Here is a 26,374-nt window from a genome sequence, read left to right as displayed (position 1 = left end):
ACTCACAGGAAGCCGATCGAGAACCACGGCACGGCGGCGACCACGATCAGGCCGATGAGCAGTGCCAGCATATAGGCCCAGATCGGGCCGATACCCTCGTCGGGATTGACCTTGCCGATGGCGCAGGCCGCGTAATAGCCGACCCCGAAGGGCGGCGCGAACAGGCCGAGCCCCATGGCGAGCACGACGACCATGGCGTAATGGACCTCGTGAATGCCGACGAGCTTGGCGATCGGGAACAGGAGCGGGCCGAACAGCACGATGGCTGGAATGCCCTCGAGCACGCTGCCCAGCACGATGAAGGCGACGATCGACACCGCCATGAAGCCGATCGCGCCGCCCGGCAGATGCGTCATGATCTCGACCAGCGTGCGCGAGAAGCCGGACTGGGTCAGTCCCCAGGCCATGGCCGAGGCGGCGCCGATAATGATCAGGATGGCGCCGGAGAGCGAGGCCGTGTCGATCAGGATGGTGCCGAGCCTGGACCAGTCGAACTGGCGATAGACCACGAGGCCGACGATCAGCGAATAGACGATGCCGATGGTCGAGACCTCGGTCGCGGTCGAGACGCCCTCGACCACGGCGGCACGGATCAGGAAGGGCAAGGCCAGCGCCGGCAGCGCAATGACGAAGCTCCTGAGGATTTCGGTCATCGGCGCGCGCTTGACCTGGCTCAGGTCGTCATTGCGATAGCGCCGTGACACGACGAAGCAGAGACCCACCGCCAGCACGAGACCGGGCACCAGGCCGCCGGTGAACAGGGCCGCGATCGACACGCCCGTGACCGAGCCGATGGTGATCAGCACGATGCTCGGTGGAATGGTTTCGGTCTGCGCGCCGGTGGCCGAGAGCAGGGCCACGAGATCGCCGGGCTTGGCGCCGCGGGCCTTCATTTCGGGGAACAGCGCCGGCGCGACCGCCGCCATGTCGGCGGCCTTCGAGCCGGAAATGCCCGAAACCAGGTACATGGCGCCGATCAGCACATAGGAGAGGCCGCCACGGACATGGCCGAGCAGGCTTGCCAGGAAGCGCACCATGGCCTTGGCCATGCCGGCCATCTCGATCAGCAGGCCGAGAAACACGAAGAGCGGCACGGCGAGCAGGATGAGGTGGCTCATGCCCTCGTCCATGCGCCCGACCAGCGTCATGGTCGGCACGCGCGTGGTCAGGGCCAGATAGCCGAACGTGGCGAGCGCGAAGGAAAACACGATCGGCACGCCGGAAAAGACACAGACGCCGACCACGCCGACAAAGAAGATCAGCAGGTTGATGTTGCCGAGCGTCTTCAGCGTCGGGCCCAAGAACCAGAAGGCGGCGATGACAGCCGCGACCAGCACGAGCGCCAGCGCCGAATGGGCGAGGCTGGTGCGGGTGGCGAGCCGGATCAGCGAGAACGCGATCATCAGGCCGACGCCGATCGGGAAGGCCGCGGCGCGCCAGGCATTGGATATTTCCATGGCCGGCGTGACGATGAAGCTTTCCTCGAAGGCCCAGTGATAGGCCGGCGCGGCGATGAGAATGAGAAAGCCGAGCCCGGCGGCGACCGCCAGGGCATCGAAAAAGCCGCGCCGCTCAGGCGAAACCCGCGAGACCAGCGCGGTCATGCGCATATGTTCGCCACGGCGCAGCGCGATCACCGCGCCGAGCATGGCGAGCCAGAGGAACAGGGTCGAGGCCAGCTCGTCCGACCAGATCAGCGGCCTGTGCAGCACATAGCGCGCGATGATGCCGGAGAAGAGCACGACGACTTCCGCGACGACCAGGATCGCCGCCGGGATCTCGACGATGAAGCCCAGCGCCCGATCGGCAGTCGCCAACCAGGACCGGGTCGCGGTCGCCCCCGTTTCAAGGGGCGCCGCGAACTCGGAAGCCGTCTGCATCGGCGTCAGCCGAGCGAGCCGACGGAGGCTTCCAGCGTCGCCCAGGCGGCGTCGCCGAACTTGCCTTTCCACTCGGCATAGAAGCCGGCGGCCTTCAGCTTTTCGCGGAACGGCGCCGGATCGACCGTGTTGAACTTCATGCCCTTGGCGGTCAGGTCGGCCTGCACCGTCTCGGTCAGCTTGGCGACATCGGCCCGCTCGGCGATGCCGGCGGCATTGATGTTCTTCGAGACGATGTCGCGAATGTTCTGCGGCAGGGCTTCCCAGCTGGCGCGGTTGGCCAGGAACCAGAAGCCGTCCCACATGTGGTTGGTCAGCGAGCAGTAGGTCTGGACTTCATAGAGCTTCGCGGTCGAGACGATGGCCAGCGGGTTCTCCTGGCCGTCGACCACCTTGGACTGCAGCGCGCTATAGACCTCGTTGAAGTTGATCGTGGTCGGCGCCGAGCCGAAGGCCCGGTACATCGAGGTCCAGAGCGGCGACGGCGGGACGCGGATCTTGAAATTGGCGAGATCGGCCGGCGTCACGATCGGCTTGTTCGACGAGGTCGTATGCCGGAAGCCGTTGTCCCAGGGCTTTTCCAGCGCGATGATCGAGCGCGACTTGGCGATTTCGCCGCGGACATATTCGCCGAGCTTGCCGTCCATCGCCTTCCAGACCGTGTCGTAGTCCTTGAAGGCGAAGCCGACGCCGTTGATCGAGGCGGCCGGCACGAAGGTCGACAGGATCAGGCCGGACAGCGTGAAGAAGTCGACCGCGCCGGAACGGATCTGGCCGAGCGTGTCGGTGTCCGAGCCGAGCTGGCTGGACGGATAGATCTGTAGCTCGAACCGGCCGCTGGTCTCTTCCTTGATCTTGGCGGCAGCTTCCTGCGCCCGGATGTTCAAGGGATGGCTGATCGGCAGGTTATTGGCGAATTTGTAGGTGAATTCGGCGGCGCGGGCATTGCCGATGGCAAAAGTCGATACGGCAAGCGCGCTGGTGCCGGCCGCGAAGGTGCGGCGAGAGATCGTCGTCATCGTCTTCATCCTCCCAGGATGTCGGTAACCGCCATTGACCAAGGCGGTCCCTGCTTGAAATCTGCCTGATGACGAGGGACCGAGGCATTGCCGCCGTCAACCCTTTTCATTCGCCTGTCAGGCAGCGATTTCTGCGTGGCCAAAAAGGTCCATATATTGGACCTGAATGTCCATCTTATTTTTCCAGTTGACGGTTGCCGCCTAATCGCAGACTTGTCAACGGGAATTAGCGAGACATCAGGTCCACAATATGGCTCGTGTGGAAAATCTGCGCGCCGAAACCGAGGGCGAGGCGACCGGCACCCAAAGCATTGGGCGGGCGGTCGCCGTCCTGCGCCTGGTCGCCGGCCATGGCGCGGCCGGGGCGGGCCTGGCCACGCTGGTCGAGGCCTCGGGGCTGACCAAGCCGACCTGCCGGCGGATCTTGATCGCCCTGATCGAGGCCGGGCTCGCCGAGCAGGATCCGGTGACCCGGCGCTATTTTCTGGGCGCCGAGACCTATGTGCTGGGCACTTTGGCGGCCGACCGCTTCGGCATACACCGCCTGGCCCTGGAGGGGGTGACGCGGCTGGCGCAGGAAACCGGCGACGCCGCCTTCATCCAGATCCGGCGCGACTGGACCGCGGTCTGCCTGCATCGCGAGGATGGGCCCTATCCGATCCGCTCGCACGTGCTGGCCGCCGGCGACCGCCACCCGCTCGGCGCCGGCGCCGGCGGCATCGCCCTGATCGCGGCCTTGCCCGATGCCGAAGTCGAGCAGGCGCTCGCCACCAATGCCGCCTGGCTTGCCGAGCGCTATCCGGTGCTGACCCGGCCGGTCATCGACGGGCTCATCGCGGAGGCGCGCGACAAGGGATACGGCTTCAACCGCGGCCTGTTGTTTCCGGGCTCCTGGGGCATCGGCATGGTCGTGCGCGACGCCCAGGGACGGCCGGACGGCTGCCTGTCGCTCGCGGCGATCGAAAGCCGCATGCAGCCGGACCGCGAGCCCTATCTCATTCAGCTGCTGCAAACCGAGGTCAGGCGCCTGGAAGCGCGGTTGCGAGAATTTGCGACCATCGGCGAAACAAGAACCGCGACGATGCCCGTGGCCAATGCCACGCAGCGCCGCTCCAACGAGAGGAAATGACCATCATGGCTCAACGTGCCGCGATCGTGGGCTGGGCCCACACCCCCTTCGGCAAGCTCGAGGATCCCGATGTCGAGAGCCTGATCAGCCGGGTGGCCGCCGATGCGCTCAACCATGCCGGCGTCGGCCCGGCCGATGTCGATGCCATCACGGTCGGCGTCTACAATAACGGCTTCGCCAAACAGGCCTTCGAGGGCTCGCTGGTCGCGCTCAACATGCCGGAACTCGCCTATGTGCCGGCCACCCATCTGGAGAATGCCTGCGCCACCGGCTCGGCCGCGCTCTATTCCGCGCTCGACTTCATCGAAAGCGGCCGCGGCCGCATCGCCCTGGTGGTCGGCGCCGAGAAGATGACCGCCACCTCGTCGGCCGAGCTCGGCGATATCCTGCTCACCGCCTGCTACCGCAAGGAAGAGGCGGGCGACGCTGGTTTCGCCGGCATTTTCGGCCGCATCGCCCAGACCTATTTCCAGCGCTACGGCGACCGCAGCGAAGAACTGGCCATGATCGCCGCCAAGAACCATGTGCATGGACTGGCCAATCCGCTCGCCCATATGCGCAAGGATTTCGGCTTCGACTTCTGCAACACCGTGTCGGAGAAAAACCCCCTGGTCGCCGGCCCGCTGCGGCGCACCGACTGCTCGCTGGTGTCGGACGGCGCCGCTGCCCTGGTGGTCGCCGACGAGGAGACCGCCCAGACGCTGCAGCGCGCCATCTCGTTCCGCGCCCGCCGCCACGTCAACGACATGCTGCCCCTGTCGCGCCGCGACCCGGTGGCCTTCGAGGGCGCCCGCCGCGCCTGGACCAAGGCGCGCGAGGATGCCGGCATCGTCATCGACGATCTCGATCTGGTCGAGACCCATGACTGCTTCACCGTTGCCGAAATGATCGAATATGAAGCGATGGGCCTCGCGGAACCCGGCCAGGGCTGGCGGGTGGCGCGCGAGGGCCAGAGCTCGCGCGGCGGCCGGCTGCCGGTCAATCTCTCCGGCGGCCTCAAGTCGCGCGGCCATCCGCTCGGCGCCACCGGCGTCTCCCAGCACGTCATGGCGGCAATGCAGTTGATGGGCGAGGCGGGCGACATGCAATTGCCCGGCGCTTCGCTTGCCGGCGTCTTCAACATGGGCGGCGCCGCGGTCGCCAACTACGTCTCGATCCTGGAGCGTTCCAAGTGAGCGGCAAGACTGAGACCGCGCCGGCCGGCGGCGTTGCTCCGATGAGCCGCCGGGTGATGAACCTCGCCCATATCCTGACCCAGAATGCCCGCCGCCACGGCGACCGGCCCGGTTTCATCTGGGCTGACAGGCAATGGAGCTGGACGGAAATCGACGCCGCCGTCTCGGCGCTCGCCGCGGGCCTTGCCGCTCGCGGCATCGTCAAGGGCGACCGCATCCTGGTGCATTCGAAGAACTGTGCCGAGATGTTCTGGTCGATGTTCGCCGCCTTTCGGCTCGGCGCCGTCTGGGTGCCGACCAATTTCCGCCTGATGCCCGACGAGGTCGCCTATCTCGCGACCTCGTCGGGCGCCAAGGCCTTCCTCTGCCACGGCGATTTCCCCGACCATGCCGCTGCGGTCAAGGCCGAGAGCCAGGTGCTGGACTTCACCTGGACGATCGGCGGCGGGATTTTCGGCGAGACCAGCCTTGGGGACGTGATCGCGGCCCATGGCGGCGCCCATGTCGCCAACGAGGCGGTGGAAGCCGACGATCCCTGCTGGTTCTTCTTCACCTCGGGCACGACAGGCCGGTCCAAGGCGGCGGTGCTGACCCATGGCCAGATGGCCTTCGTCATCACCAACCATCTCTGCGACCTGATGCCCGGCACCACCGAGAACGATGCATCGCTGGTGGTGGCGCCCCTGTCGCATGGCGCCGGCGTGCATCAGCTGGTGCAGGCCGCGCGTGGCGTGCCGACGATCCTCTTGCCGACCGAGCGTTTCGATGTCGACGAGGCCTTCCGCCTGATCGCGGCCTACCGGGTCACCAATATCTTCACCGTCCCGACCATCCTGAAAATGCTGGTCGAGCATCCCGCTGTCGACAAGCACGACCATTCATCGCTGCGCTACATCATCTATGCCGGCGCGCCGATGTATCGCGAGGACCAGAAGGCGGCGCTCGCCAAGCTCGGCAAGGTGCTGGTGCAATATTTCGGGCTCGGCGAGGTCACGGGCAACATCACGGTGCTGCCGCCGGCGCTGCATGACCCGCAAGACGGCCCGCACGCCCGCATCGGCACTTGCGGTTTCGAGCGCACCGGCATGCAGGTGGCGATCCAGGGCGATGACGGTCACGAGCTCGAAGCGTTCCAGACCGGCGAGATCTGCGTCATCGGCCCGGCGGTCTTTGCCGGCTATTACGAGAACGCCGAGGCCAATGCCAAGTCGTTCCGCGACGGCTGGTTCCGTACCGGCGATCTCGGCCACATGGACAATGAAGGCTTCGTCTATATCACTGGACGTGCCTCCGACATGTACATTTCCGGCGGCTCGAACATCTATCCGCGCGAGGTCGAGGAGAAGATCCTGACCCATCCGGCGATCGGCGAAGTCGCCGTGCTGGGCGTGCCGGATCCGGTCTGGGGCGAGGTCGGCGTGGCGGTCTGCGTGGCGCGCGAGGCGCATGCCGTCTCGGAAGCCGAACTTGCCGAATTCCTGGCGGCCAAGATCCCGCGCTACAAGATGCCGAAGCGCTTCTTCTTCTGGGAGCAATTGCCGAAATCCGGTTACGGCAAGGTGCCGAAGCGCCTGGTGCGCGACGAGCTGGAGGCGCGCGGCCTGCTCGACCAGATCGCCAAGAGGGCCGGGCAATGAGCGCTCAGGCCATGCGGCAGGTCACCCAGCCGGGCCCGGCGCAAGCCGAGCCGATCCAATGGGTCGAAGCCCGGGGCGAAAGCTTCGGCTTCGACTGCGAAGCCGGAGTGCCGCTGCTCGAGGCCGTGCGCCGGGGTTTTGCCGCCAGGGGGTATGACAGCGGCGTGCTGACGGCCTCGGGCGGCGCCTTGTCGCCCTTCGCCTATGTCATGCCGGCGCTGTCGGAGACGCCGGACCATGCGGCCTTCTACAGCGAGATTTTCCGCCCCGAGGGTGTCACCCGGCTGACCACGGTCGCGATGACCTTCGGCAGCCGCGACGACCAGCCGTTCTTCCACTGCCATGCGCTGTGGCGGGAAGCCGACGGGCGTCTGAATGGCGGCCATATCCTGCCGGACGAGACCGTGATTGCCGAGCGCTTTCGCGTCGCGGCGATCGGGCTCGACGGCGCGGCCTTCACCGCCGAGCCGGACCCGGAGACCAACTTCAAGCTGTTCGGGCCTGTGGCCCGGCCGGCCGGCCCGACTGCGGCCCGCCAGCGGGTCTTCGCGATGCGGCTGAGGCCGAACCGCGACATGGCCGGGCTGCTCGAAGAGTTCTGCCGCGACCACGGCATCGCCAGGGCGCGGCTCCACGGCGGCGTCGGCAGCACGATCGGCGCCCGTTTCGACGATGGCCGCATCGTCGAGCCCTTCGCCACCGAAGTGGCGGTGCGCAGCGGCATCGTCGCGCCCGGGGCAGACGGCAAGCTCCAGGCGGAGCTCGACGTCGTGCTGGTCGACTATACCGGCGGCCTCGCCGAGGGCCGGCTGAAACGCGGCGACAACCCCATCCTGATGACGATGGAATTGGTGCTCGAGGCGATGTGAGGGTCTTAACCCTCTCCCATAGGGAGAGGCTGGCGCCGTCAGGCGCCGGGTGAGGGGCGTCGGGGTTGAGAATAGCGGCTGCAGGTGACGTGCATTGCGAAGTCCGCGTCCGGCCCGCCACCTCATCCGGAGATGGACAACCCCTCACCCGCCTGCTGACGCAGGCACCCTCTCCCTATGGGAGAGGGTTGATTTGTAAGCGTTTTTTGCCTCGTGGCCAGCGGGCGTCATCGAGCGCCGATCCTCGATAGGCCGATCAGTTTCGTCAAACACAACAACAACGCTCAAGGAAGGAAACCACCATGTCGGCATCATCGGAGAAGCGGGTGGCGATCGTCACCGGCGGCGCGTCGGGGATCGGGCTTGCGACCACGTCGATCCTGCTGGAGCAGGGCTGGGACGTGGTCGGCACCGACCGCGACGCCAAGGCGCTCGCCGCCGCCGAGAAGGCGCTGGCGGCCCATGCCGGGCGCTTCCGCATGGTCCAGGGCGACGTCACCGATGCGGGCGCCATGGAACGGCTGGTTCAGGAGACCGAGCGCGATGTCGGCCCGCTCAAGGGACTGGTGACCTCGGCCGGCATCGGCCGCGACGTGCCTTTCCTGGAGACCACGGCGGAGATGTTCCGCATGATCCACGAGATCAACGTGGTCGGCACCTTCAACATCGCGCGCGCGGCGGCCGCGGCCATGCGCGCCTCGGGCGGCGGCGCCATCGTCACCATTGCCTCGGTGTCCGGTCTCACCGGCAATATCGGCCGCGCCGCCTATGGTTCGTCCAAGGGCGCGGTCGTCAATCTGACCCGCATCATGGCGGTCGAGCTCGCCCGCTACGGCATCCGGGTCAACAGCGTCGCGCCGGGCCCGATCGAGACCCCGATGGTGGCCGAGATCCATACCGCGGCGATCCGCGAGCAGTGGAACGACAAGGTGCTGCTCGAACGTTACGGCACGCCGGCCGAGATCGGCGAGGCCGTGGCTTTCCTCGTCGACGGCAAGCGGTCGAGCTACATCACCGGCCAGATCCTGGCGGTCGATGGCGGCTTCGTCGCCTGTGGGCTGAACGACAGGTCGCGCGTCTGAGCCTGGACGCCGGCCGGGCTGATCTCACCGGAGGAAGTCCGGTGAGATCAGGCTCGGCAGGAACAGCGACACCGACGGCCAGACGATGACCAGCGCCAGCACCAGGAGCATCGGGATCAGCATGATCATGGTGTCCTTGATGGCGTCGCGGATCCTCAGGCCCGCCACGGTGCAGGCGATCATCAGACAGAGACCGTAGGGCGGGGTGACCAGCCCGAAGGCCAGGCTGACGATGCCGATCATGGCGAAATGCACCGGGTCCATCTGCACGGCCTTGGCGAGCGGCGCGAGGATCGGTCCGCAGATGATGATCGCCGGGATGGCGTCGAGGAAGCAGCCGACCACCAGGAAGACGAAGGCAATGAAGAAGCCGGTGGCCATGAAGCCCATGTTCCAGGCCGACACGCCGGTGAGGATCGCCTCGGGGATCTTGTAATAGGCGAGCAGCCAGCCGAAGCAGCTCGCCGTGCCGACGCAGAATAGCGCGATGCCGGCGAGCTTGCCGGTGTCGAGCAGAGCCGAGTAGAGCCCTTTGAAATCCATCTCGCGATAGACCAGCAGCGACAGGACGCCGGCATAAAGCACGGCGATGGCCGCGGATTCCGTTGCGGTGAACCAGCCGAAGATCTTGCCGCCGATGATGATGCCGGGTGTCATCAGCGCCAGGAAGGAATGGGCCGAGGCGCAGAAGAACTCGCGCCACGCCGCGCGCGGATAGGTCGGATAGCCGCGCTTGGTCGCATAGACATGGACCGTCGCCATTTGCGCGACCCCGATCAGCAGGCCGGGAACGATGCCGGCCAGGAACAATGCGCCGATCGACGTGGTCAGGATGCCGCCCCAGACGATCATCAGGATCGAGGGCGGGATAATCACCGCCAGCACCGCGGACACGGCGGTGATGGCGACCGAGAAACTGTCGTCATACCCCTCGCGCCTTTGCGCTTCGATGAAGATCTTCGACTGGCTCGCCGCATCCGCCGTCGACGAACCGGAGATGCCGGCGAAGAAGATCGACAGCACCACATTGATCTGGGCAAGCCCCCCCGGCCAGTGGCCGACCATGGTGCGGGACAGTTTCATCAGGCGGTCGGTGATGCCGCCGACATTCATCAGGTTTGCAGTCAGCAGGAAGAACGGCACCGCCAGCAGGATGAAGGAATTGAAGGCGTTGAAGGTCTCCGACATCAAGGTCATGGAATCGAGCCTTGGCTCGATCGCCAGGATCGGCAGGCAGGCAAGCCCGAGCGCGAAGGCAACCGGGACGCGCAGGAACAGCAGGCCGAAAAAGCCGCCGAACAGGACGAAGGCGGCCTGGCCGGCCGATAGGACGGAGCCGGTCATGATCGGGTGCTCCTGCCGGCGGCGGTTCTGAAATCGTCGACGAATTGCTCGCCGAGAAAGATCAGCCAGGTGAGCCCGGTGATCGGCCAGGCGATGTGGATGAGCCAAAGCGGCAGTTCCGCGAGTTCGGATATGCGATGCCAGCCGAAGCGAGTGAACTGGATGCCGGCCCAGACGAAGACCAGCGCCAGAGCCAGCACGCCGAGGCGGCCGAGCAGGCGGGCGACCGCTTCGCCGCGAGGACCCATTTGCGGAAGCAGGTCGACCTCGAAATGAGTTGATTCCCGCACGCCGATCATGGCGCCGATCATGATGGTCCAGATGAACAGGAAGCGCGCCATCTCCTCGGTCCAGATATAGGACGGGATCAGGTCGGTGTGGCGGGAGAAGATCTGCAGGGTGACCGGGATGATCAGGATGGCGACGGATAGAACCAGGAGATGGGAGAGGAGCGCGGCATAGGCCGCCGTAAGCCGCCGCCAGCGGCTCGTCGATACGATGTCTGTCGGGTTCATGGGACGCTTTCGGATGGGGCTGCTGGACGCCTGGGCATGGGCGCGAACGCCTGCCGCCCCGCCACGCAAGGGCGTGACGACGCGGCAGGTGGGCTGTCGGGTCAGACCGCGTTGACCTTGCTGAAGATGCCGTCGGCGCCGATCTCCTTGGCGTAGGTCGCCATGACGGGATCGACGAGCCGTTTCATCGCCTCACGTTCCTGGAATGCCACGCGCTTCAGCTTGCCGGCCGCTTCCAGCGCGTCGAGTTTCACGACCTCCTCGCTCGACTCGAGCTGACGGCCGAAATCTCCCGCTTCCTTGCCTGCCGCGATGACCGCGTCCTGCAAGTCCCTGGGCAAGGCCTTCAGGGTTTTCACCGAAAAGCAGATCGGCCGGATTGATACGGCATGCTGGGTCAGGATGAGATGGGGTGCCACCTCGTAGAATTTCATGGCCTCGACACCGGCGGCCTCGTTCTCGCCGGCCTGGATGACGCCGTTCTGGATGGCGTTGTAGACCTCGTTATAGGCGATGACGGTGGGCGACATGCCGACCGCGGCGAAGGCCCGTGACCAGATCGGCGCGCCCTGGACGCGCACCTTCAGCCCGCGGATCTCGGCGAGGTTCTTCGCCGGCCTGTTGGCGAAGATGTTGCGGATGCCGCCGCCGGCATGGCCGATCAGCCGGACCTCGGCGCGCTGCTCGACCTCGTCGGCGATCGGCTTCAGCAGGTCCTGCTTCACCACATCGTCCATATGGGCGATGTCGCGGAACACGAAGGGCGCGTCGATGAACGGCGCGGCACGCGCGAAGGTCGACATGTGCGCCGGCGAGACGATGCCGTAATCGACCGCGCGGCCCTGGGCCATGTATTCGAAATACTGCTTCTCCAGGCCGAGCGACGAATTCTTGTGCAGCACGAAGTTGATCGGCTTGCCGTAGAGCGCCTTGACGCGCTCCTCAAAGCGCTGGAGCGCCTTGGTGAAGGCGTGGTCGTCATTGAATTGAACGGCGCCATTGAGGGTGATCGGACCCTGGGCCCGCAAGATGATGGGGCTTGTGATAAGGGCCGCGGATGTCGCTCCGAGGCCGACGAGAACGTGCCTGCGCTTCACGATGATATCCTCCCAGTTTTATTCGCGCCCATGTTTTCATGGGTCTGTATGCTAGTATGGCAGAAAGTTTTCGCGCGAACTACCCGCCGATTTCGGGCTCTCTGTTGTCTTGTCTTCTGATGTTTGCTGCAGAGCGGTCGCTGCGATGCAAGAAAAGACAAGAGGAGATCTGGCGCTGTCGTTGTTGCGGCGCAGCGGGCATCGGTGCCTCTTGACGGGACGTGCTCGCGCTCGGCAGGATGATGCCGCGTCGTCTCGTGTCACGGGGCGGCGAAACGTTCTCAGGGCGGGGTGAAAGTCCCCACCGGCGGTAATGGCACCTTATGTGCCGAAGCCCGCGAGCGCTCGCAGGTCGAAGATCTGCGAGGTCAGCAGACTCGGTGTGATTCCGAGGCCGACGGTCACAGTCCGGATGAAAGAGAACGGGATATCCGCGTGATGGCGCTCCGCTCCGGCGGCGCGTTTTTGCGCGGCGCCCGTACGTCCTGGTTCTGGTCTCACCTTTTGAGGACAACCATGAATCAGACTTTCCTGAACTCTCCCGGTAGCAGCGCCGGCCCGGCCGTCTCGGCCGAGGTCGTCCGTATCGCCTTTGTCCAGGCCTGCTGGCACAAGGACATCGTCGACCAATGCCGCACGGCATTTGTCGCCGAACTCGAACGCCGCGGTATTGCCGAGACGTCGATCGACGTCTTCGAAGTGCCGGGTGCCTTCGAAATCCCGCTGCAGGCCAAGCTGCTCGCCCGGACCGGCCGCTATGCCGCCATTGTCGCGGCGGGTTTCGTGGTCGATGGCGGCATCTACCGGCATGAATTCGTCGCCGACGCGGTGATCAGCGGGCTGATGCGCGCGCAGATGGACACCGATGTGCCGGTCATCTCCGCTGTGCTGACACCTCAGCATTTTCATGAGCACGACGAGCATCTGAAGTTCTTCCGCGACCATTTTGTCGTCAAGGGCAGGGAGGCAGCCGCCGCCTGCGCCAGGACGATCGAGAATATCGGGGCGCTCAAGACCTTGGTCGCCTGAGCCGGAACGGCGGCGGCGCTATTTGCCGCCCGCCGCGGCCTCTTTCAGGGCCGGCAGCATCCTGTCACAGGATGCGGCTGGCCTTGTTGGCCCAATAGCGGTCACGCAGGCCCTTCTTGTAGAGCTTGCCGGTCGGCAGGCGCGGCAGCTGGGGGTCGAAATCGACCGAGCGCGGGCATTTCTGTGGCGACAGATGCTGTCGGCAAAAGGCGATGAGCTCCTGCTCCAGTTCCGGCCCGCAGCGCGTCTCGGGCATGGGCTGGATCACCGCCTTCACCTCCTCGCCATAGTCGGCATTGGGTACGCCGAACACCGCCGCGTCGGCCACTTTCGGATGGGTGATCAGCAGGTTCTCGCATTCCTGCGGATAGATGTTCACGCCGCCTGAAATGATCATGAAGGTCGAGCGGTCGGTCAGGTAGAGAAAGCCGTCATCGTCGACATAACCGACATCGCCGACGGTCGACATGGTGCCGTCGGCCGAGCGCGACTGGGCGGTCCGTTCGGGATCGTTGAAATAGACGAAAGGCGTCGCCGTCTTGAACCAGAGGCCGCCCGGCTGGCCCTTGGGGCAGGGCTGCATGTCCTCGTCGAGCACATGCAGGTCGCCGAGCAGCACGCGCCCGACCGTGCCTGGATGCGCGAGCCATTGCTGGCTGTCGCAGGCGGTGAAGCCCATGCCCTCGGTCGCCCCGTAATATTCGTGGATGATCGGTCCCCACCAGTCGATCATCTCGGCCTTGACCTGGGGCGGGCAGGGGGCGGCCGCATGAACCGCGATCTCCAGCGACGACAGGTCATGTCGTCCGCGGGCCTCGTCCGGCAGCTTCAGCATGCGGCTGAACATGGTCGGCACGAGCTGGCTGTGCGTCACCCGGAATTCCTCGACCAGCGACAGGTAAAGCTCGGGGTCGAAATGCTCCATGATGATGATCGTCGCGCCGTTGCGAATGGCGAGCGCCACGGCCGCCTGCGGCGCCGAGTGATAGAGCGGCGCCGGCGACAGGTAGATCATGCCTTCACGGTAATGCCAGAGCTTGTTGAGGAAGTCGTAGAGCGGCAGCGGCTGCGACGGTGGATTGTCGGGCAGAGGCCTCAGGATGCCTTTCGGCCGGCCGGTCGTGCCGGAGGAGTAGAGCATCGGCGTGCCCAGCCATTCATCCGCGATCGGCGTGGCGGGAAGACCCGATGTGGCCTCGTCGAGATTGACGAAGGCTGCCTCGGTCGCGCCATCGACGATCAGGCACAGCCTGATATCGGGGCATTGCTTGAGCGCCTCGGCCGCCACCGCCTGCCGCGCCCGCGAGGTGATCAGCACCTTGGCTTCGCTGTTGTTGAGGATATAGGCGAGCTCGTCGGCCAGCAGATAGGAGTTGATGCAGGTGCAATAGAGCCCGGACCGCTCGCCGGCCCCGCAGCATTCGAGATAGCGGACATTGTTCTCCATGAAGATCGCGAAGTGGTCGAGGCGTTCGAGACCCTGGGCCCTGAACAGATGCGCCAGCCGGTTTGTGCGGGCCTCGAATTCGGCATAGGTCACCTGCTCGCGGCTCTCCGCCATGATATAGGCCGGCTGATCGGCCCGCTCGCGGACATGCTTGCCTGCAAACATCGAAAGGCTCCCGTGGTGTCGCCGGAGTGGCGCGCGGTCTCGCCGGCGCGCCGGTGCCACGGGCGGGCCGCGCCCACCCGTGGTCTTGGCGGTTCCGCGCCTCAGACGCTTTCGTTCGACAAGACGTTGCCGAACAGCTCGAAGGTCTCGCCCTTGACACGCGCCAGTTGCACCGACTGGATCGGGTAGTAGTCGGTGGCGCTGGTATTGACCTTGATGCCGGGCAGCAGCAGCGGCGCTTCGTAGTCGCGGATGCTCGCCGCCTGTTTCATGACGTTCTCGCGGGTCAGGTTGTCCCCCGCGGCTTTCAGCACCTGGACCAGCGTATTGGCGACGGAGTAGCCGAAATTGTGCCCGTCGTCGCGCAGGTCGGCATTGGGCATGTATTTGGCCATGAAGGCGCGCCATGCCAGCACGTCGGCTGCATTGGCCCATTGCGGGTCGTTGGCGTCCTTCCGGTACAGCGCGATGATGATGCCCTGCGAGGCCTCCAGCCCCGCCGGCTTCAGCACCGAGCCGAAGGACGAGGAGACGTTGTTCAGGTAGTGGACCGGCTTCCAGTTGATCTCATGGGCCTTGCGGATCGCCTGGGCGGCGAATTTCGGCGTGGTGATGTTGAAGAACACGCCGGCGCCGGAGTTCTTCAGCTGGATCATCTGGCTGTCGACCGTCGGGTCGGTCACCTCATAGGTCGACATCTGGACAATGGCGCGCTCGTTGTCCTTGCCCAAGCCGGCCTTGAAGCCGTTGAAATAGTCCTTGCCGTAATCGTCGTTCTGCATGAGCACGCCGATCTTGGCATTGGGAATGGTCGCCAGGATATGCTTGGCGTAGATCGCCGCTTCGGTGGCGTAGTCGGGCTGCCAGCCCATGGTCCAGGGGAACTGGGCCGGATTGCCCCATTTCGACGCGCCGGTGGCGACGAACAGCTGAGGCACCTTGCGGGTGTTCATGTAGCGCTGGATGGCGGTGTTGGACGGCGTGCCGAGCGGGTTGAAGACCAGGAGGACCTTGTCCTCTTCGACCAGCTTGCGCACCATTTCGACCGCTTTCGGCGGCGAGTAGCCGTCGTCATAGGTGATGAAATTGACCTTGCGGCCGTTGATGCCGCCGTCGTCATTGATCTTCTTCATGAAGGCTTCGGACGTGCGGCCGATCACGCCATAGGCCGAGGCATTGCCCGAATAGGGCATGATGTTGCCGATCTTGATTTCAGTATCGGAGGCGCCGTCGTCGTAGCGCTTCTGGGCGATGGCGGGTGAAAAGACGGGAGCCAGGGCCATGGCTCCGAGGCCGGAAATGAGAGTTCGACGCTTGATCGTGGTCATGGGCATTTCCTCCGGTTGTTGTTTTCTTGGCGCGGCCGGTTCCGGCCGCATGTTTCATTATTGGTCTGCCTTGGTTGGCCTGCCTTGTCTTTCGGACAGTATAGGCCTCGATCGGGACGGTGTTCAGCTTCGTTTGAAGCGGGCGAAAAGCGATGCCAGGCCGCCCGCGATACCGGTCGGCATGACATAGATCAGGACGATGAGCGTGATGCCGTAGAAGGTCCAAGGTTCGAGTTCGATCGGCAGATGGAAGGCCGACGTCATCGCCTTGGTCGCGGCATCGGCATATTTCTCGATGACCTGGACGAAGATGCCGCCGATCACCGCGCCCGGTAGCGAAGCGACCCCGCCGACCACCGCGCCGACCAGGATGGCGATCGACAATTCGAAGCGGAAGCTGTCGGGTGCGACGAATTCGAAGATGATCGCGTGCAGCGCGCCGGCGACACCGGTGTAGAGCGCCGATATGCCGAAGACGGTGGCCTTGTAGCGCGCCGTATCGATGCCCATCGTGCCGGCGGCCATGGGATGGTCGCGGATCGCGCGGATCGCACGGCCGGGCCGGCTGTCGATCAGGTTGTGGGCGAACCAGAACATCAGGACGGCGACACCCAGAACCACCAGATACATCCACTGGTCCGCCGACAGCGGCAAGCCGAAAGGTGCGTCGGGCTTGATCAGGTTGATGCCCATGACGCCGTTGGTGAACGGCTCCAGGTGGCGATATTTCAGCATTTGCGGCACGGCGATGGCCAGGCCGAAGGTGGCGAGCGCCAGGTAGTGGCCTTCGAGCCGGAGCGCCGGCAGGCCGAAGAGATAACCGACGCAGAAGCAGAACAGCGCCGCCACCGGCAAGGTCAGCCAGTAATTGACGTTGTACTGGTCCATCAGGATGGCGGCGACATAGGCGCCGGCGGCGAAGAACGCGCCGTGGCCGAGCGAGATCTGGCCGTTGAAACCGGTCAGCAGATTGAGGCCGAGGACCGCGATCGCATAGACGATCATCAGGCTCAGCTGCAGGAAGGTGAAATTGCTGATCAGCCCGGTCTTGCCGCCGATGAACGGCAAGGCCGCGGCCAATACGATGAGGCCGTAGAGCAGATAGCGGCCGAGATGGCCCGGAGCCTGGGGCGTAACGCGGTCGGTCGTGGTGATGGTGGTCACGTGGCTACACCCGCTTGACTGTGGCGCGGCCGAACAGGCCGGCCGGCTTCAGGGTCAGGATGGTGATGACGATGATCAGCGCGACCGTCAGTTTTTCGCCATTGCCGATGATGTAGATGCCGAAGCTCTTTTCGGTGAGATTGCCGAGATAGGCGACGAGGTTTTCGAGCACGCCGACGAAGAAGCCGCCGAACACCGCGCCGCCCGGGCTGGAAATGCCGCCGACCAGCGCGCCGGCGAACCCATAGAGCAGGATCGACGCCATCATGTTCGGCTCGAGATAGACGACCGGCGCGACCATGGCGCCGGCGACCGCGCCGATCGAGGCGGCAAGGCCCCAGCCGAGCGCCAGCATCCAGTCGACCCTGATGCCGACCAGCCGGGCCGATACCGGGTTCTGCGCCGCGGCCCGCATGGCAAGCCCGAGCGGTGTGAAGCGGAAGAAGGCGAACAGCGCGAACAGCATGACGACGGAGACGCCGATCATGCCGATCTGGTGGGAGCTGATATAGCCGGATCCGGGAAAGGAGATGTCCGGGAAGGGCGAGGGGAAATTCTTGATCGTGTGGCTCCAGATGGCACCGGCGAGCGAGTGGAAGATCGCCAGGAGACCGATGAACACCACGACGACCGACAGCACCGAGGCATTGTGCAGCGGCCGCAGGATGATGCGCTCGATCAGCACGCCGAGGATGAAGGACAGGGCGATGGTGAGGCCGAGCGCGGTCCAGAAGCCCATGCCCCACTGGATCAGCTGCCAGCAGAGATAGGTGGAGAACATCGCCAGTTCCCCTTGCGAGAAGTTCAGGTGGTCGGTCGCGGTGAAGATCATCACGAGGGCCAGCGCCACGAGCGCGTAGATGGCGCCGCTGGCAAGGCCGGATGCGATCTGCTGGATGAGCTGCTCCATGGACTGCCTCTGGTTGGCCGGAACGTTTGCCGCTCCGTTGTTGTTGTCGGCTCCGCTCGCAATGAAGCGAAGATTGACCAGCGTGGCTTGCGTCTAGTAGCCGAGATAGGACCGGCGAATGCCCTCGTTGTTCTTCATCTCCTCGGATGCGCCGGACATGACGACATGGCCGGTTTCCAGGACGTAGACGGTGTCGGCGAGGTTCAGCGCCAGCGCCGCGTTCTGCTCGACCAGCAGCATGGCGACGCCGGCCTCGGCGTTGATCCGCCGCATGATGTGGAAGATCTCCTGCACGATTAGCGGCGCGAGCCCGAAGGACGGTTCGTCGAGCAGCATCAGGCGCGGGCCCAGCATCAACGCGCGGCTGATCGCCAGCATCTGCTGTTCGCCGCCGGACAAGGTGCCGGCCTGCTGGGCGATGCGTTCCTTCAGCCGCGGGAAATAGGTGAAGACCAGGTCGAGGTCGCGCTTGACGCTGGTCTTGTCGCGCCGGCCGAAGGTGGCGATCTTCAGGTTCTCTTCGACCGACAGGCCGGTGAAGGTGCCGCGCCCCTCCGGCACGTGCGCGACGCCCAGGCGCACGATGTCCTCGGTCGCCAGCTTGTCGATCGGCTGGCCATCGAACAGGAGCCGCCCCTCGCGCCGGACCATGCCGCAGATCGCGCGCAGGGTCGTCGTCTTGCCGGCGCCATTGGCGCCGAGCAGCGTTGTGATGCCGCCGCGCGCCAGCGTGAAATCGACGCCGTGCAGCGCCTGGGTTGCGCCGTAGAAGGCCTTCAGCCCGCCGATCTCCAGAAGCGGTGCAGTGTCGGCCTGGCTTTGGGGCTGCGTCCGGAGCTGCATGTCAGGCCGCCTCCGTTCCGAGATAGGCCCTGATGACCTCGGGGTTGCGCTGCACCTCGGCCGGCGTGCCATCGGCGATCTTGCGGCCGAAATCGATGGCCACGACCTTGTCAGAGACGGACATCACAAGGCTCATGTGGTGCTCGACCAGCAGCGTGGTGACCTTCTGATATTCGCGCACCCGGCGGATCTGGTCCTTCAGGACCTCGATCTCGTCGTGGTTGAGGCCGGCCGCCGGCTCGTCGAGCAGCAGGAGCTTCGGGCGGGCGGCGAGCGCGCGGGCGAGCTCGACACGCTTGCGGATCGGAAAGGGCAGGGGGCCGGCCGGCATCTGGGCATAGGCGTCGAGGCCCATGAAGGCGATCAGATCGCGTGCCCGCTCCTCGATGCGGCGCTCCTCGGCATGGACGCCGCCGGTACGCAGGAAGCTCGCCAGGAACCCCTGGGAGGTCTGGCTGTGGCAGCCGACCTTGACGTTGTCCAGGACCGACATGCGGTCGAACAAGGCGACGTTCTGAAAGGTGCGGCCCATGCCGATGGCAGCGATGGCATGGCGCGGCGCGGTCATGATCGACCGGCCCTCGAACAGGATGTCGCCGCTGTTGGGGATGTAGAGGCGGCTCAGGCAATTGAACAAGGTGGTCTTGCCGGCGCCGTTGGGGCCGATCAATCCGACGACGTCACCGGGCAGCACGTCGAACGAGATGCCGTTCAGCGCGATGATGCCGCCGAAACGCACGGAGATATCCCTGACGGCGAGCAGCGCCGCGCGGGACTCGCCTGGAGACACGGCCGCGGAACCAACGGCTGTCATTGGCGGTCATCCTCCCTGGAAGGCCTGTCGCTTTCACGCGGCCCATTTTTGTTATTCGCAGTGTGAGCAGATAACCGCCGCATCTGCAATCACCCTTGCGTGCCATGCCTCCGATGGGGTGCAAGGGTAGGGTGGTCGCGCTCGCCGCCGTTTCGGCAATCGATCATGCCGGAGGCCGCCGCCTGTTTCGGTCGTGGCGGGGACCGCCGCGCCTGCGTCTGGACGAAACCCCTGGGCATCGGGCGTCCGGTGGCCAAGGCTTTGCGATATGAAAGAGATGCGGCATTTTGGAGCCGGGTGGCGATTGCCATGGGGAGCGTCGCATGCTGAGGATTTCAACCGACGATCTTCCGGCCGAACATCGGTTCGCACATTGGCGCGAGGAGCGTGGCAAGGCTGCCTTTGGCGTCACCATCGAGCTCGACCCCGCCAGCCGGAAAGACTTCCGCGCCACGGTCGACCTCCATTCGGTCGGCCCGGCAAGCTTCGCCGACATGCGTGTCGGCCGGCTGGAGGCCTCCTACCGGGTCGCGCGGACAGAGGCCGACATCGCCAGCGTGCCCATCGATTCGTTCTGCATCTGGCGGCTCATCGACGGCGCGGGCCAGCTGAAGGCCGGCCGGTGCGACAGCGACGTATCGGCCGGCACCTTGGCCATGGGCCATACGGATCTGCCCTATGCCAACCTGTCGGCTCCCGGACTTGGCTTCCGTTGCCAGTTCATCAAGGTTCCTTTCGCGGCCTACCGGCGTTTCTCCGGCAGGAAGGATCTCGAGGCCAGGCCGCTGCACCGGGCGCCTGGATTGAACAGCCTCGTGAATGCCTATTTCGACTCGTTCGTGGCGCAGGCGCCGCACCTCACCGGCCCATCGGCCGATCTCGCGGTCGAGACGCTGCTTCAGCTCGCGCTTGCGGCGCGCGGCGACGACGGTGCGCCGGGCGAAGACACCCGCGCCGCGATCAGTGAAGGGGTCTTGCAGGGCGCGCGCGACCTCGTCGGCAGCCATCTGCACCGCCCGGACCTGTCGCCGGCGTTCGTCGCGGGGATGCTGGGCCTGTCGGTGCGGCGCCTGCACCAATTGTTCGAGCCGACGGGCCAGAGCTTCAGCCGCTACGTCTTCGCCCAGCGGCTGGCGCGCGCCCGGCGCATGCTGATCATCCAACCGGCTCAATCGATCACCCAGGTCGCCTATGCCTGCGGCTTCGAAAGCCTGTCGACTTTTCATCGCGGCTTTCGCGCGGCCTATGGCCTTTCTCCCGGCGAGATGCGACACGGTCGGCGGGCAGGCGAAACCGTCGCCTTGCCGGCCGGCCCGGCGGCCGAGCGCCTGGACGGGCCGATGTGAGCATTGCATCGACCCGCCGGCTCGAACACGTGGGGTTGCCGGCGGGCATGTCATGCTGAACAGCTCTGGAATGCTCCTGCGACACTCGCCGCTCACCTCGATCGCGGTCGCGTTTCTCATCCAGTCGATGGCCCTCCAGTTCGTCCTGCATGTCGTGCCGAGCTTCCTGCGCAAGGCGGGCTATCCGCCGGAGATCGTCGGGCTCATCTTCCTGGCTTTCCTTCCCTATGCCTTTCGGTTCATCTGGGCGCCGCTGATCGATCGTTACGGCTGGACCAGGATGGGCCGCCGCCGGTCCTGGATCGTGTTGGCCCAGGTCGCCGCGGCGTTTTGCGTCGGGCTTCTGCTGCTGGTCGATCCGGCCGACGGGGCGCTGCCGGTCATCGCCTCGTCGGCCTTGCTGGTCGTCGCGCTGGCGACGCAGGGCACTGCGACCGGCGGCTATATGGTGACGGCGCTCCGGCCGGCCGCGCGGGTGGCCGGGGCGAGCATTCAGGCTGCCAGTGCCGGCCTCGCCGGCCTTGTCGTCGGCGGGTTGCTCTACGTCGCCGGCGATCTCGGCTGGCGCCCCGTGGTGGAGCTGTTCCTCGTGCTGACGGTCGTCGGCTTCGGCGTGCTGTTCCTGGTGCCGTTCGATCGGGGCGAACCGGCCGGCGGCGAACCCGGCTCTCCTTTTGCCAGTTTCTCGATGTTCCGGCGGCCGGAGGTGCGTGGCCTGCTGGGCGTCCTGCTGTTCATCGAAACCGGCCTTCTGCTTGCCCAAGGCATGAAACCGATCGTCCAGGTCGATGCCGGGATGAGCATGGCGAGCATCGGCGTCGTCGGGGTCTTCGGCGGCAATCTTGCCGGGCTGGTCGGGGCGGCGCTGGCCGCGCCCATCGTCGCACGCATTGGCGCGCGGCGCGTTCTGATCGCCTTGCTCGCGCTGTCCTGCCTGCTCAATGCGTGGCTTGCGATGACCCTTGGCGATCCGACCCCGGCGGTCGCCGTGGCCTTCGTGCTCTGTGCCTCGCTGATCAGCTTTGCCTATTTCGCCACGAGCCGAAGCCTGGTTCTCGGCATCTGCAATCCGCGGCGTGCCGCGACCGAACTCAGCACCTTCCTCTGCATCAGCAATGTTTCCATGCTGGTCCTGGCATCGGCTGGAACCGCCATTGCCGGCCGCTTCGGCACGCAGGCGCCGTTTGCGCTGTCGGCCGGGATCGCCTTGGCGGCGGCGATCTGGATGCTGTTCGGCACCAAGGGGCTGAACGCCGTCTGGGAGGGCGGTTCGGCGCACACACCGGCGACCGGCGAAAAGGCGGTGGCGCCGGAGGTCTGACGGCGGGCGGCCTATGCACCGCCGGCGGGCCGGGGCGTGTCAGCTGCGGGCGGCGGCAAAGGCGCGGATGATCAGCGCCAGCTCCGGCTCCTGCACCGCATCGGCGGCTTCCTCCGGCGCGAACCAGCGGGTGTCGCGCTGTTCCTGCTCGGGCCAGGTCTCACGCTGGCGCCGGACCTGCAAAGGAAACACCTTGACCTTGCACGGCGCGAGCTGGCCGTTTTTCAGGAGTTTCACGTATGAATAGGCGCCGAGTGCCTTGTTGCCGGTCTTGCCGGTGACGCCGGCCTCTTCCAGCGCCTCGCGCGCGGCGCTCTGGTGCGGCTTCTTGCCTTTCATCGGCCAGCCCTTCGGGATGACCCAGCGCCTGGTTTCGCGAGAGGTCAGCAGCAGGACCTCGAGCCTGGGATCCAGCCGATAGGGCAGCACGCCATATTGCCGGCGGACGCGCGGCTTGACCGGGGAGATCTCCGGCTTTGTCGGCTTCGGCCCCTTCACGGCAGAAGGCCTGTCAGCCAGTAGACGCACGCCGCGATCAAGGCCGCCATCGGCATGGTCACGACCCAGGCGAACACGATCTGGCGCGCGACGCCCCAGCGCACCGCCGAGACCCGCCTTGCCGCGCCGACGCCGACAATGGCGCCGGTGATGGTGTGGGTGGTCGAGACGGGAATGCCGAGATAGGTCGCCAGGAACAGGGTGATGGCGCCACCGGTCTCGGCGCAGAAGCCCTGTTGCGGCGTCAGCCGGGTGATCTTCGATCCCATGGTGTGCACGATGCGCCAGCCGCCGAACAGCGTGCCGAGCGCCATTGCCGCCTGGCAACTGATCACCACCCAGAAAGGTACGTCGAATGTGTCGCCCATCATGCCGTGGGAATACAGGAGCACCGCGATGATGCCCATGGTCTTCTGCGCATCGTTGCCGCCATGGCCAAGCGAATAGAGCGAGGCTGAGACGAATTGCAGGCTGCGAAACGTGCCGTCGACGCGCAGCGGCGTGACCCTGACGAACAGCCAGGAGACGATCAGCACCAGCAGCAGCGCCAGGAAGAAACCGAAAGCCGGTGACAGGAAGATCGCGGCGCCGGTCTTGATCAGGCCGGACCAGACGACCGCGCTGGCGCCGGCCTTGGCGACGCCGGCACCGACCAGGCCGCCGATCAGGGCGTGCGACGAACTCGACGGAATACCGGCGATCCAGGTGATGACGTTCCAGGCGATGGCGCCCATCAGCGCACCGAAGATCACCCGATCGTCGACGATGGCCGTCGAGACGATGCCTGAGCCGACGGTTTGCGCCACGTGCAGTCCGAAGAACAGGAATGCGATGAAATTGAAGAAGGCCGCCCAGAAGACCGCGTAGCGCGGCGCCAGCACGCGCGTCGATACGATGGTGGCGATCGAGTTCGCCGCGTCGTGCAGGCCATTGAGGAAGTCGAAAAGAAGCGCGACTGCGATCAGAACGAGAAGGAACGGCGCGGTGGCGATCAAGTCCAAGGCGGGCCCCGTCTCGTTAGAGATGTTCGATGACGATGCCGGAGATGCTCCTGGCGACATCCTCGAACCGGTCCACCACTTTTTCCAAGTGGTCATAGATCTCGGCGCCGACGATATAGCCCATTGTATCCCCGGTGCGATGGCTGTTGAACAGCGCCTTCAGGCCCTGCACGTGGATCTCGTCCGACTTTTCCTCGATCTCGCTGATCTCTTCGACGATCGCGTTGATCCGGGCCGAATTCTGGTTCATCGCGCGCAGCAACGGCAGCAGGTCGCGCACCTTGCCGGCGGCCTGCACGACGGTTCCGCCCAATTCCTGCATCGCCGGCTCGAACCGGTCGACTTCGAACAGGGTGATCGCCTTGACGGTCTTGCGCATCTGGTCGATGGCGTCGTCCATTGCCGAAATCAGCGTCTTGATGTCGCCCCGGTCGAACGGGGTGATGAAGGTGCGCCGCACCGCCAGCATGACGTCGCGAGCGATGTCGTCGGCCTTTTGCTCCTCGGCCATGATCCGGGCGATCTCGGCCCTGATGTCGCCTTGGCCGCTCAGCAGTTTGTCGAGCGCCATGGCGCCCGCCACCAGCGTCTCGGCATGCTGCTCGAACAGGTCGTAGAACTTCTCTTCCTTCGGCAACAGGGCCTGGAACCAGCCGAGCATAGGGGGCCTCGCGAGCGCGTCGACACGACGTCACAATCGGCGATAGGCCCGTGAAATCGCTCTGTAAAGAGATTGTGACAGCAGTTCACAGTTTCACGGATCGGCGGCGGCGTGGACGCGGTTCGCCGCCAGCCGGTCCGGCGGGTGGGGCCGCCCGTCAGGTCGGATCGAGAACCGGCATCGGGGCGAGCGCGCCTTCATGGTTCAGCAGCCAGCGCTTGCGCTCGATGCCGCCGCCATAGCCCGTCAGTGCGGCATTGGCGCCGATCAGCCGGTGGCAGGGCACGACGATCGAGATCGGATTGGAGCCGTTGGCGTGGCCGACCGCGCGCGCCGCGTTCGGGCGGCCGAGCTGGGCGGCGAGCGCGCCGTAGCTCATGGTCTTTCCGGCCGGAATCCGGCGCAGCGCCGACCAGACCGCGGCCTGGAAGTCCGTGGTGCTGGTCGCAATAGGAATTCCGTCGATGGCGCCCAGATCGCCGGCGAAATAGGCGATGAGGGCCCGACCGGGCGGGGTCGGCCCGGGCGCTTCGCCGAGCCGAATGCTGTTCGCGCCATAATAGCGCCGGACCAACTGGAACATGCGGTCTTGATGGTCCTGCCAGTCGGCGGCCCGCAAGCGGCCGTCCTCGTCGGTGATGACGAGCATGCGGCCGGTCGGCGTCTCGATCAGTTCGCGAAGAAAGGTCTGCTGGGGCAAGGCGAAGGGCTCCGGGCAAGCGGCATGACGCGCATGGCGATCATGACCCGTCTGGCGATTTTCGGCCATGATCATCGCCGGCCGCAGCGGCGCCGGCCACCCGAAAGATGCGCGCCGCACCGCCGGCAGTGTCGCCCGTCCGACCGGTACTGCCCCGCGGCCGCGCCGGTCATGGCGCGGCTGGCCTAACCCGTGGGTTTGGACATCAGTGACAGGGCCGGCGCGAGGCCGGCAAACAGCGGTAGCGCCGCGCCACCGAGCGCAGGTGTTTCGAGGTCCACCTCGGCCTGCAGAATCGGGATCGGCCGCTGCCCTGGTCTCCGTGTTCCATCGCTGTCCAGGCGGCGCATCAGGCCGGTGAGCAGCGGTTCCGGAATGATGCCGCCGATGACGATCGCCTGCGGGTCGAGAAGGTTCGAGACGATCACCGAGGCGGTGCGCAGATGGCGTGCCGCGATGTCCATCCAGCCGTCCAGTGCCGCGGCGCCGGCCGTCAGCGCCTGGACATCGACCTGGGCTTCGCCCTCGGCGAGGCCGCCGAGAGCCGCCTGCGCCGCCGACAGGGAGGCATAGCGCTCCAGGCAACCGCGATTGCCGCAGGAGCAGGGGCGGCCGCCTGGATCGACCACCACATGGCCGAGCTCGCCGGCACGTCCCGCGCTGCCGCGATAGGGGTGGCCCGACAGGATCATGCCGCCACCGACGCCGACGCCGACATAGACGTAGAAGAAGTCGCGCAGCCGCCGGCCCACGCCGTAGAGCTGTTCGCCGACGGCTGCCGCGGTGGCATCATTTTCCACCAGCACCGGCATGTCGAGGCTGTCGCCGAGCCGGGCGACAATCGGGAAATCCTGCCAGGCCGGCATGGAGCTCGGCCCGAAGGCGACCGGTGCGCCGTCCTCGAACACCATGGGCATGGCGACGCCGGCCCCCCAGATGCGCTCCCGCGCCGCGCCCTCCTCGGCTGCCATCGCGCGGGCCGTCCTGGCGATGATCGGCAGGACCGCGTCGGGCGTCAGGCCATCGATGGCGAGGCTCGCCTGACGGCGTTGGCGGCCGGCAATGTCGACCAGCAGCACCACCAGTCGACGATGGTCGATCGACAGGCCGAAGGTGAAGCCGCCATCGGGATCGAGTGCCAGGTCCAGCGCGGGAGCGCCGCGGCCGCCCTGGCGCCGGCCTTCCTCGCGCAGCATCCCGGCTGCCGCCAGCTCTTCGGCGATGTTCGAGATGGTCTGTACCGAAAGGCCGGTGCGGCGGGTGATGTCGGCGCGCGACAGGGGGCCATGCAAGCGGATGGTTTCCAGGACGACGCGGCGGTTGAAGGCCCGCGCGTGGCCGAGATTGGTGCCGCCTCCCGAAGATGTCGCCATTGCGTCCGAACCCTGTTGCCATGCCGT

Annotated in this window: 24 protein-coding genes and 1 riboswitch; of the genes, 8 read left to right on the top strand and 16 right to left on the bottom strand. The window is 65.9% G+C overall.

Features of this window, described 5'->3' with window-relative positions; genetic code table 11:
* Positions 1-2: 2 nt before the first annotated feature.
* Both AC07WJ_RS22085 and AC07WJ_RS22080 read right to left on the bottom strand, forming a co-directional pair.
* Complete coding sequence (locus AC07WJ_RS22085; protein ID WP_494936797.1) at positions 3-1,880, bottom strand: TRAP transporter large permease; 1,878 nt, start codon at positions 1,878-1,880, stop codon at positions 3-5.
* A 5-nt stretch (positions 1,881-1,885) separates the two neighbouring features.
* Positions 1,886-2,899 carry a TRAP transporter substrate-binding protein gene (locus AC07WJ_RS22080; RefSeq protein ID WP_494936796.1) on the bottom strand — a complete coding sequence of 338 codons (1,014 nt, stop codon included), beginning with the start codon at positions 2,897-2,899 and terminating at the stop codon, positions 1,886-1,888.
* Between the two features lie 250 nt (positions 2,900-3,149).
* Here AC07WJ_RS22080 and AC07WJ_RS22075 point away from each other — a divergent pair, with 250 nt between their 5' ends.
* From AC07WJ_RS22075 to AC07WJ_RS22055, 5 genes are all read left to right on the top strand, one after another.
* A complete protein-coding gene (locus tag AC07WJ_RS22075) occupies positions 3,150-4,028 on the top strand; it encodes an IclR family transcriptional regulator (RefSeq protein WP_494936795.1) in 879 nt (292 codons plus the stop codon).
* 5 nt (positions 4,029-4,033) lie between these two features.
* The gene (locus tag AC07WJ_RS22070) at positions 4,034-5,203 is read left to right on the top strand and encodes an acetyl-CoA acetyltransferase (RefSeq protein ID WP_494936794.1); all 1,170 of its coding nucleotides are present in this window, start codon (positions 4,034-4,036) and stop codon (positions 5,201-5,203) included.
* Positions 5,200-6,840, top strand: a complete 1,641-nt coding sequence (locus AC07WJ_RS22065) for an acyl-CoA synthetase (RefSeq protein ID WP_494936793.1) — start codon at positions 5,200-5,202, stop codon at positions 6,838-6,840. Before AC07WJ_RS22070 ends, AC07WJ_RS22065 begins: the two co-directional genes overlap by 4 nt.
* A gap of 11 nt (positions 6,841-6,851) precedes the next feature.
* The gene (locus AC07WJ_RS22060; protein WP_494936832.1) at positions 6,852-7,709 is read left to right on the top strand and encodes a PCC domain-containing protein; all 858 of its coding nucleotides are present in this window, start codon (positions 6,852-6,854) and stop codon (positions 7,707-7,709) included.
* 302 nt (positions 7,710-8,011) lie between these two features.
* Positions 8,012-8,791 (top strand): SDR family NAD(P)-dependent oxidoreductase, encoded by a 780-nt coding sequence (locus tag AC07WJ_RS22055; RefSeq protein WP_494936792.1) that lies wholly within the window; start codon positions 8,012-8,014, stop codon positions 8,789-8,791.
* Between the two features lie 24 nt (positions 8,792-8,815).
* Here the strand turns inward: AC07WJ_RS22055 and AC07WJ_RS22050 are convergent, their stop codons facing one another.
* From AC07WJ_RS22050 to AC07WJ_RS22040, 3 genes are all read right to left on the bottom strand, one after another.
* Positions 8,816-10,135: a TRAP transporter large permease gene (locus AC07WJ_RS22050; RefSeq protein ID WP_494936791.1), complete on the bottom strand. Its 1,320-nt coding sequence runs from the start codon at positions 10,133-10,135 to the stop codon at positions 8,816-8,818.
* The gene (locus AC07WJ_RS22045) at positions 10,132-10,650 is read right to left on the bottom strand and encodes a TRAP transporter small permease (RefSeq protein WP_494936790.1); all 519 of its coding nucleotides are present in this window, start codon (positions 10,648-10,650) and stop codon (positions 10,132-10,134) included. Before AC07WJ_RS22045 ends, AC07WJ_RS22050 begins: the two co-directional genes overlap by 4 nt.
* Positions 10,651-10,751: 101 nt before the next feature.
* Positions 10,752-11,678 carry a TRAP transporter substrate-binding protein gene (locus AC07WJ_RS22040; protein WP_494936789.1) on the bottom strand — a complete coding sequence of 309 codons (927 nt, stop codon included), beginning with the start codon at positions 11,676-11,678 and terminating at the stop codon, positions 10,752-10,754.
* Positions 11,679-12,020: 342 nt separating this feature from the next.
* A riboswitch (FMN riboswitch) is annotated at positions 12,021-12,175 on the top strand.
* Between the two features lie 88 nt (positions 12,176-12,263).
* Here AC07WJ_RS22040 and AC07WJ_RS22035 point away from each other — a divergent pair.
* Positions 12,264-12,776: a 6,7-dimethyl-8-ribityllumazine synthase gene (locus AC07WJ_RS22035; RefSeq protein WP_494936788.1), complete on the top strand. Its 513-nt coding sequence runs from the start codon at positions 12,264-12,266 to the stop codon at positions 12,774-12,776.
* Positions 12,777-12,840: 64 nt separating this feature from the next.
* On the opposite strand, the gene AC07WJ_RS22030 is transcribed toward AC07WJ_RS22035, so the two are convergent.
* The 6 genes from AC07WJ_RS22030 to AC07WJ_RS22005 form a co-directional block, all read right to left on the bottom strand.
* Complete coding sequence (locus AC07WJ_RS22030; protein WP_494936787.1) at positions 12,841-14,388, bottom strand: AMP-binding protein; 1,548 nt, start codon at positions 14,386-14,388, stop codon at positions 12,841-12,843.
* Positions 14,389-14,489: 101 nt separating this feature from the next.
* On the bottom strand, positions 14,490-15,716 hold the full coding sequence (locus AC07WJ_RS22025; protein ID WP_494936786.1) for an ABC transporter substrate-binding protein: 1,227 nt from the start codon (positions 15,714-15,716) through the stop codon (positions 14,490-14,492).
* A 123-nt stretch (positions 15,717-15,839) separates the two neighbouring features.
* A complete protein-coding gene (locus tag AC07WJ_RS22020) occupies positions 15,840-16,880 on the bottom strand; it encodes a branched-chain amino acid ABC transporter permease (protein WP_494936785.1) in 1,041 nt (346 codons plus the stop codon).
* A 4-nt stretch (positions 16,881-16,884) separates the two neighbouring features.
* Complete coding sequence (locus AC07WJ_RS22015; protein WP_494936784.1) at positions 16,885-17,790, bottom strand: branched-chain amino acid ABC transporter permease; 906 nt, start codon at positions 17,788-17,790, stop codon at positions 16,885-16,887.
* Between the two features lie 93 nt (positions 17,791-17,883).
* Positions 17,884-18,633: an ABC transporter ATP-binding protein gene (locus AC07WJ_RS22010; RefSeq protein WP_494936783.1), complete on the bottom strand. Its 750-nt coding sequence runs from the start codon at positions 18,631-18,633 to the stop codon at positions 17,884-17,886.
* A 1-nt stretch (position 18,634) separates the two neighbouring features.
* Positions 18,635-19,447 (bottom strand): ABC transporter ATP-binding protein, encoded by an 813-nt coding sequence (locus AC07WJ_RS22005; protein WP_494936782.1) that lies wholly within the window; start codon positions 19,445-19,447, stop codon positions 18,635-18,637.
* A gap of 323 nt (positions 19,448-19,770) precedes the next feature.
* Here AC07WJ_RS22005 and AC07WJ_RS22000 point away from each other — a divergent pair, with 323 nt between their 5' ends.
* The gene (locus tag AC07WJ_RS22000; protein WP_494936781.1) at positions 19,771-20,793 is read left to right on the top strand and encodes an AraC family transcriptional regulator; all 1,023 of its coding nucleotides are present in this window, start codon (positions 19,771-19,773) and stop codon (positions 20,791-20,793) included.
* A 70-nt stretch (positions 20,794-20,863) separates the two neighbouring features.
* Entirely contained in the window at positions 20,864-22,114 is a 1,251-nt protein-coding gene (locus AC07WJ_RS21995) for an MFS transporter (RefSeq protein ID WP_494936780.1), read from the top strand.
* 39 nt (positions 22,115-22,153) lie between these two features.
* Here AC07WJ_RS21995 and AC07WJ_RS21990 read toward each other — a convergent pair whose 3' ends face one another.
* The 5 genes from AC07WJ_RS21990 to AC07WJ_RS21970 form a co-directional block, all read right to left on the bottom strand.
* Positions 22,154-22,612, bottom strand: coding sequence for an NUDIX hydrolase (locus AC07WJ_RS21990; RefSeq protein WP_494936779.1), 459 nt, complete (start codon positions 22,610-22,612; stop codon positions 22,154-22,156).
* Positions 22,609-23,613, bottom strand: a complete 1,005-nt coding sequence (locus AC07WJ_RS21985) for an inorganic phosphate transporter (RefSeq protein WP_494936778.1) — start codon at positions 23,611-23,613, stop codon at positions 22,609-22,611. Before AC07WJ_RS21985 ends, AC07WJ_RS21990 begins: the two co-directional genes overlap by 4 nt.
* Positions 23,614-23,629: 16 nt before the next feature.
* On the bottom strand, positions 23,630-24,274 hold the full coding sequence (locus AC07WJ_RS21980; protein ID WP_494936777.1) for a DUF47 domain-containing protein: 645 nt from the start codon (positions 24,272-24,274) through the stop codon (positions 23,630-23,632).
* 157 nt (positions 24,275-24,431) lie between these two features.
* Positions 24,432-24,974 carry a methylated-DNA--[protein]-cysteine S-methyltransferase gene (gene ogt / locus AC07WJ_RS21975; RefSeq protein WP_494936776.1) on the bottom strand — a complete coding sequence of 181 codons (543 nt, stop codon included), beginning with the start codon at positions 24,972-24,974 and terminating at the stop codon, positions 24,432-24,434.
* Positions 24,975-25,159: 185 nt separating this feature from the next.
* Positions 25,160-26,347, bottom strand: a complete 1,188-nt coding sequence (locus tag AC07WJ_RS21970; protein ID WP_494936775.1) for an ROK family transcriptional regulator — start codon at positions 26,345-26,347, stop codon at positions 25,160-25,162.
* Between the last annotated feature and the right edge of the window lie 27 nt (positions 26,348-26,374).

This window comes from Phreatobacter sp. GW821-FHT04C01 (genome assembly GCF_059420385.1).
Note: the sequence above shows the minus strand (reverse complement) of the source record. Positions and strands in the feature narration are given on the sequence as shown.

Coding starts and splice junctions, on each gene's coding strand:
- AC07WJ_RS22080 (WP_494936796.1), bottom strand. CDS start 2,899: ATGACGACGATCTCTCGCCGCACCTTCGCGGCCGGCACCAGCGCGCTT.
- AC07WJ_RS22050 (WP_494936791.1), bottom strand. CDS start 10,135: ATGACCGGCTCCGTCCTATCGGCCGGCCAGGCCGCCTTCGTCCTGTTC.
- AC07WJ_RS22030 (WP_494936787.1), bottom strand. CDS start 14,388: ATGTTTGCAGGCAAGCATGTCCGCGAGCGGGCCGATCAGCCGGCCTAT.
- AC07WJ_RS22000 (WP_494936781.1), top strand. CDS start 19,771: ATGCTGAGGATTTCAACCGACGATCTTCCGGCCGAACATCGGTTCGCA.
- AC07WJ_RS22045 (WP_494936790.1), bottom strand. CDS start 10,650: ATGAACCCGACAGACATCGTATCGACGAGCCGCTGGCGGCGGCTTACG.
- AC07WJ_RS22005 (WP_494936782.1), bottom strand. CDS start 19,447: ATGACAGCCGTTGGTTCCGCGGCCGTGTCTCCAGGCGAGTCCCGCGCG.
- AC07WJ_RS22070 (WP_494936794.1), top strand. CDS start 4,034: ATGGCTCAACGTGCCGCGATCGTGGGCTGGGCCCACACCCCCTTCGGC.
- AC07WJ_RS21980 (WP_494936777.1), bottom strand. CDS start 24,274: ATGCTCGGCTGGTTCCAGGCCCTGTTGCCGAAGGAAGAGAAGTTCTAC.
- AC07WJ_RS21970 (WP_494936775.1), bottom strand. CDS start 26,347: ATGGCGACATCTTCGGGAGGCGGCACCAATCTCGGCCACGCGCGGGCC.
- AC07WJ_RS22010 (WP_494936783.1), bottom strand. CDS start 18,633: ATGCAGCTCCGGACGCAGCCCCAAAGCCAGGCCGACACTGCACCGCTT.
- AC07WJ_RS22015 (WP_494936784.1), bottom strand. CDS start 17,790: ATGGAGCAGCTCATCCAGCAGATCGCATCCGGCCTTGCCAGCGGCGCC.
- AC07WJ_RS22035 (WP_494936788.1), top strand. CDS start 12,264: ATGAATCAGACTTTCCTGAACTCTCCCGGTAGCAGCGCCGGCCCGGCC.
- AC07WJ_RS22075 (WP_494936795.1), top strand. CDS start 3,150: ATGGCTCGTGTGGAAAATCTGCGCGCCGAAACCGAGGGCGAGGCGACC.
- AC07WJ_RS22025 (WP_494936786.1), bottom strand. CDS start 15,716: ATGACCACGATCAAGCGTCGAACTCTCATTTCCGGCCTCGGAGCCATG.
- AC07WJ_RS22060 (WP_494936832.1), top strand. CDS start 6,852: ATGCGGCAGGTCACCCAGCCGGGCCCGGCGCAAGCCGAGCCGATCCAA.
- AC07WJ_RS21995 (WP_494936780.1), top strand. CDS start 20,864: ATGCTCCTGCGACACTCGCCGCTCACCTCGATCGCGGTCGCGTTTCTC.
- AC07WJ_RS22085 (WP_494936797.1), bottom strand. CDS start 1,880: ATGCAGACGGCTTCCGAGTTCGCGGCGCCCCTTGAAACGGGGGCGACC.
- AC07WJ_RS22055 (WP_494936792.1), top strand. CDS start 8,012: ATGTCGGCATCATCGGAGAAGCGGGTGGCGATCGTCACCGGCGGCGCG.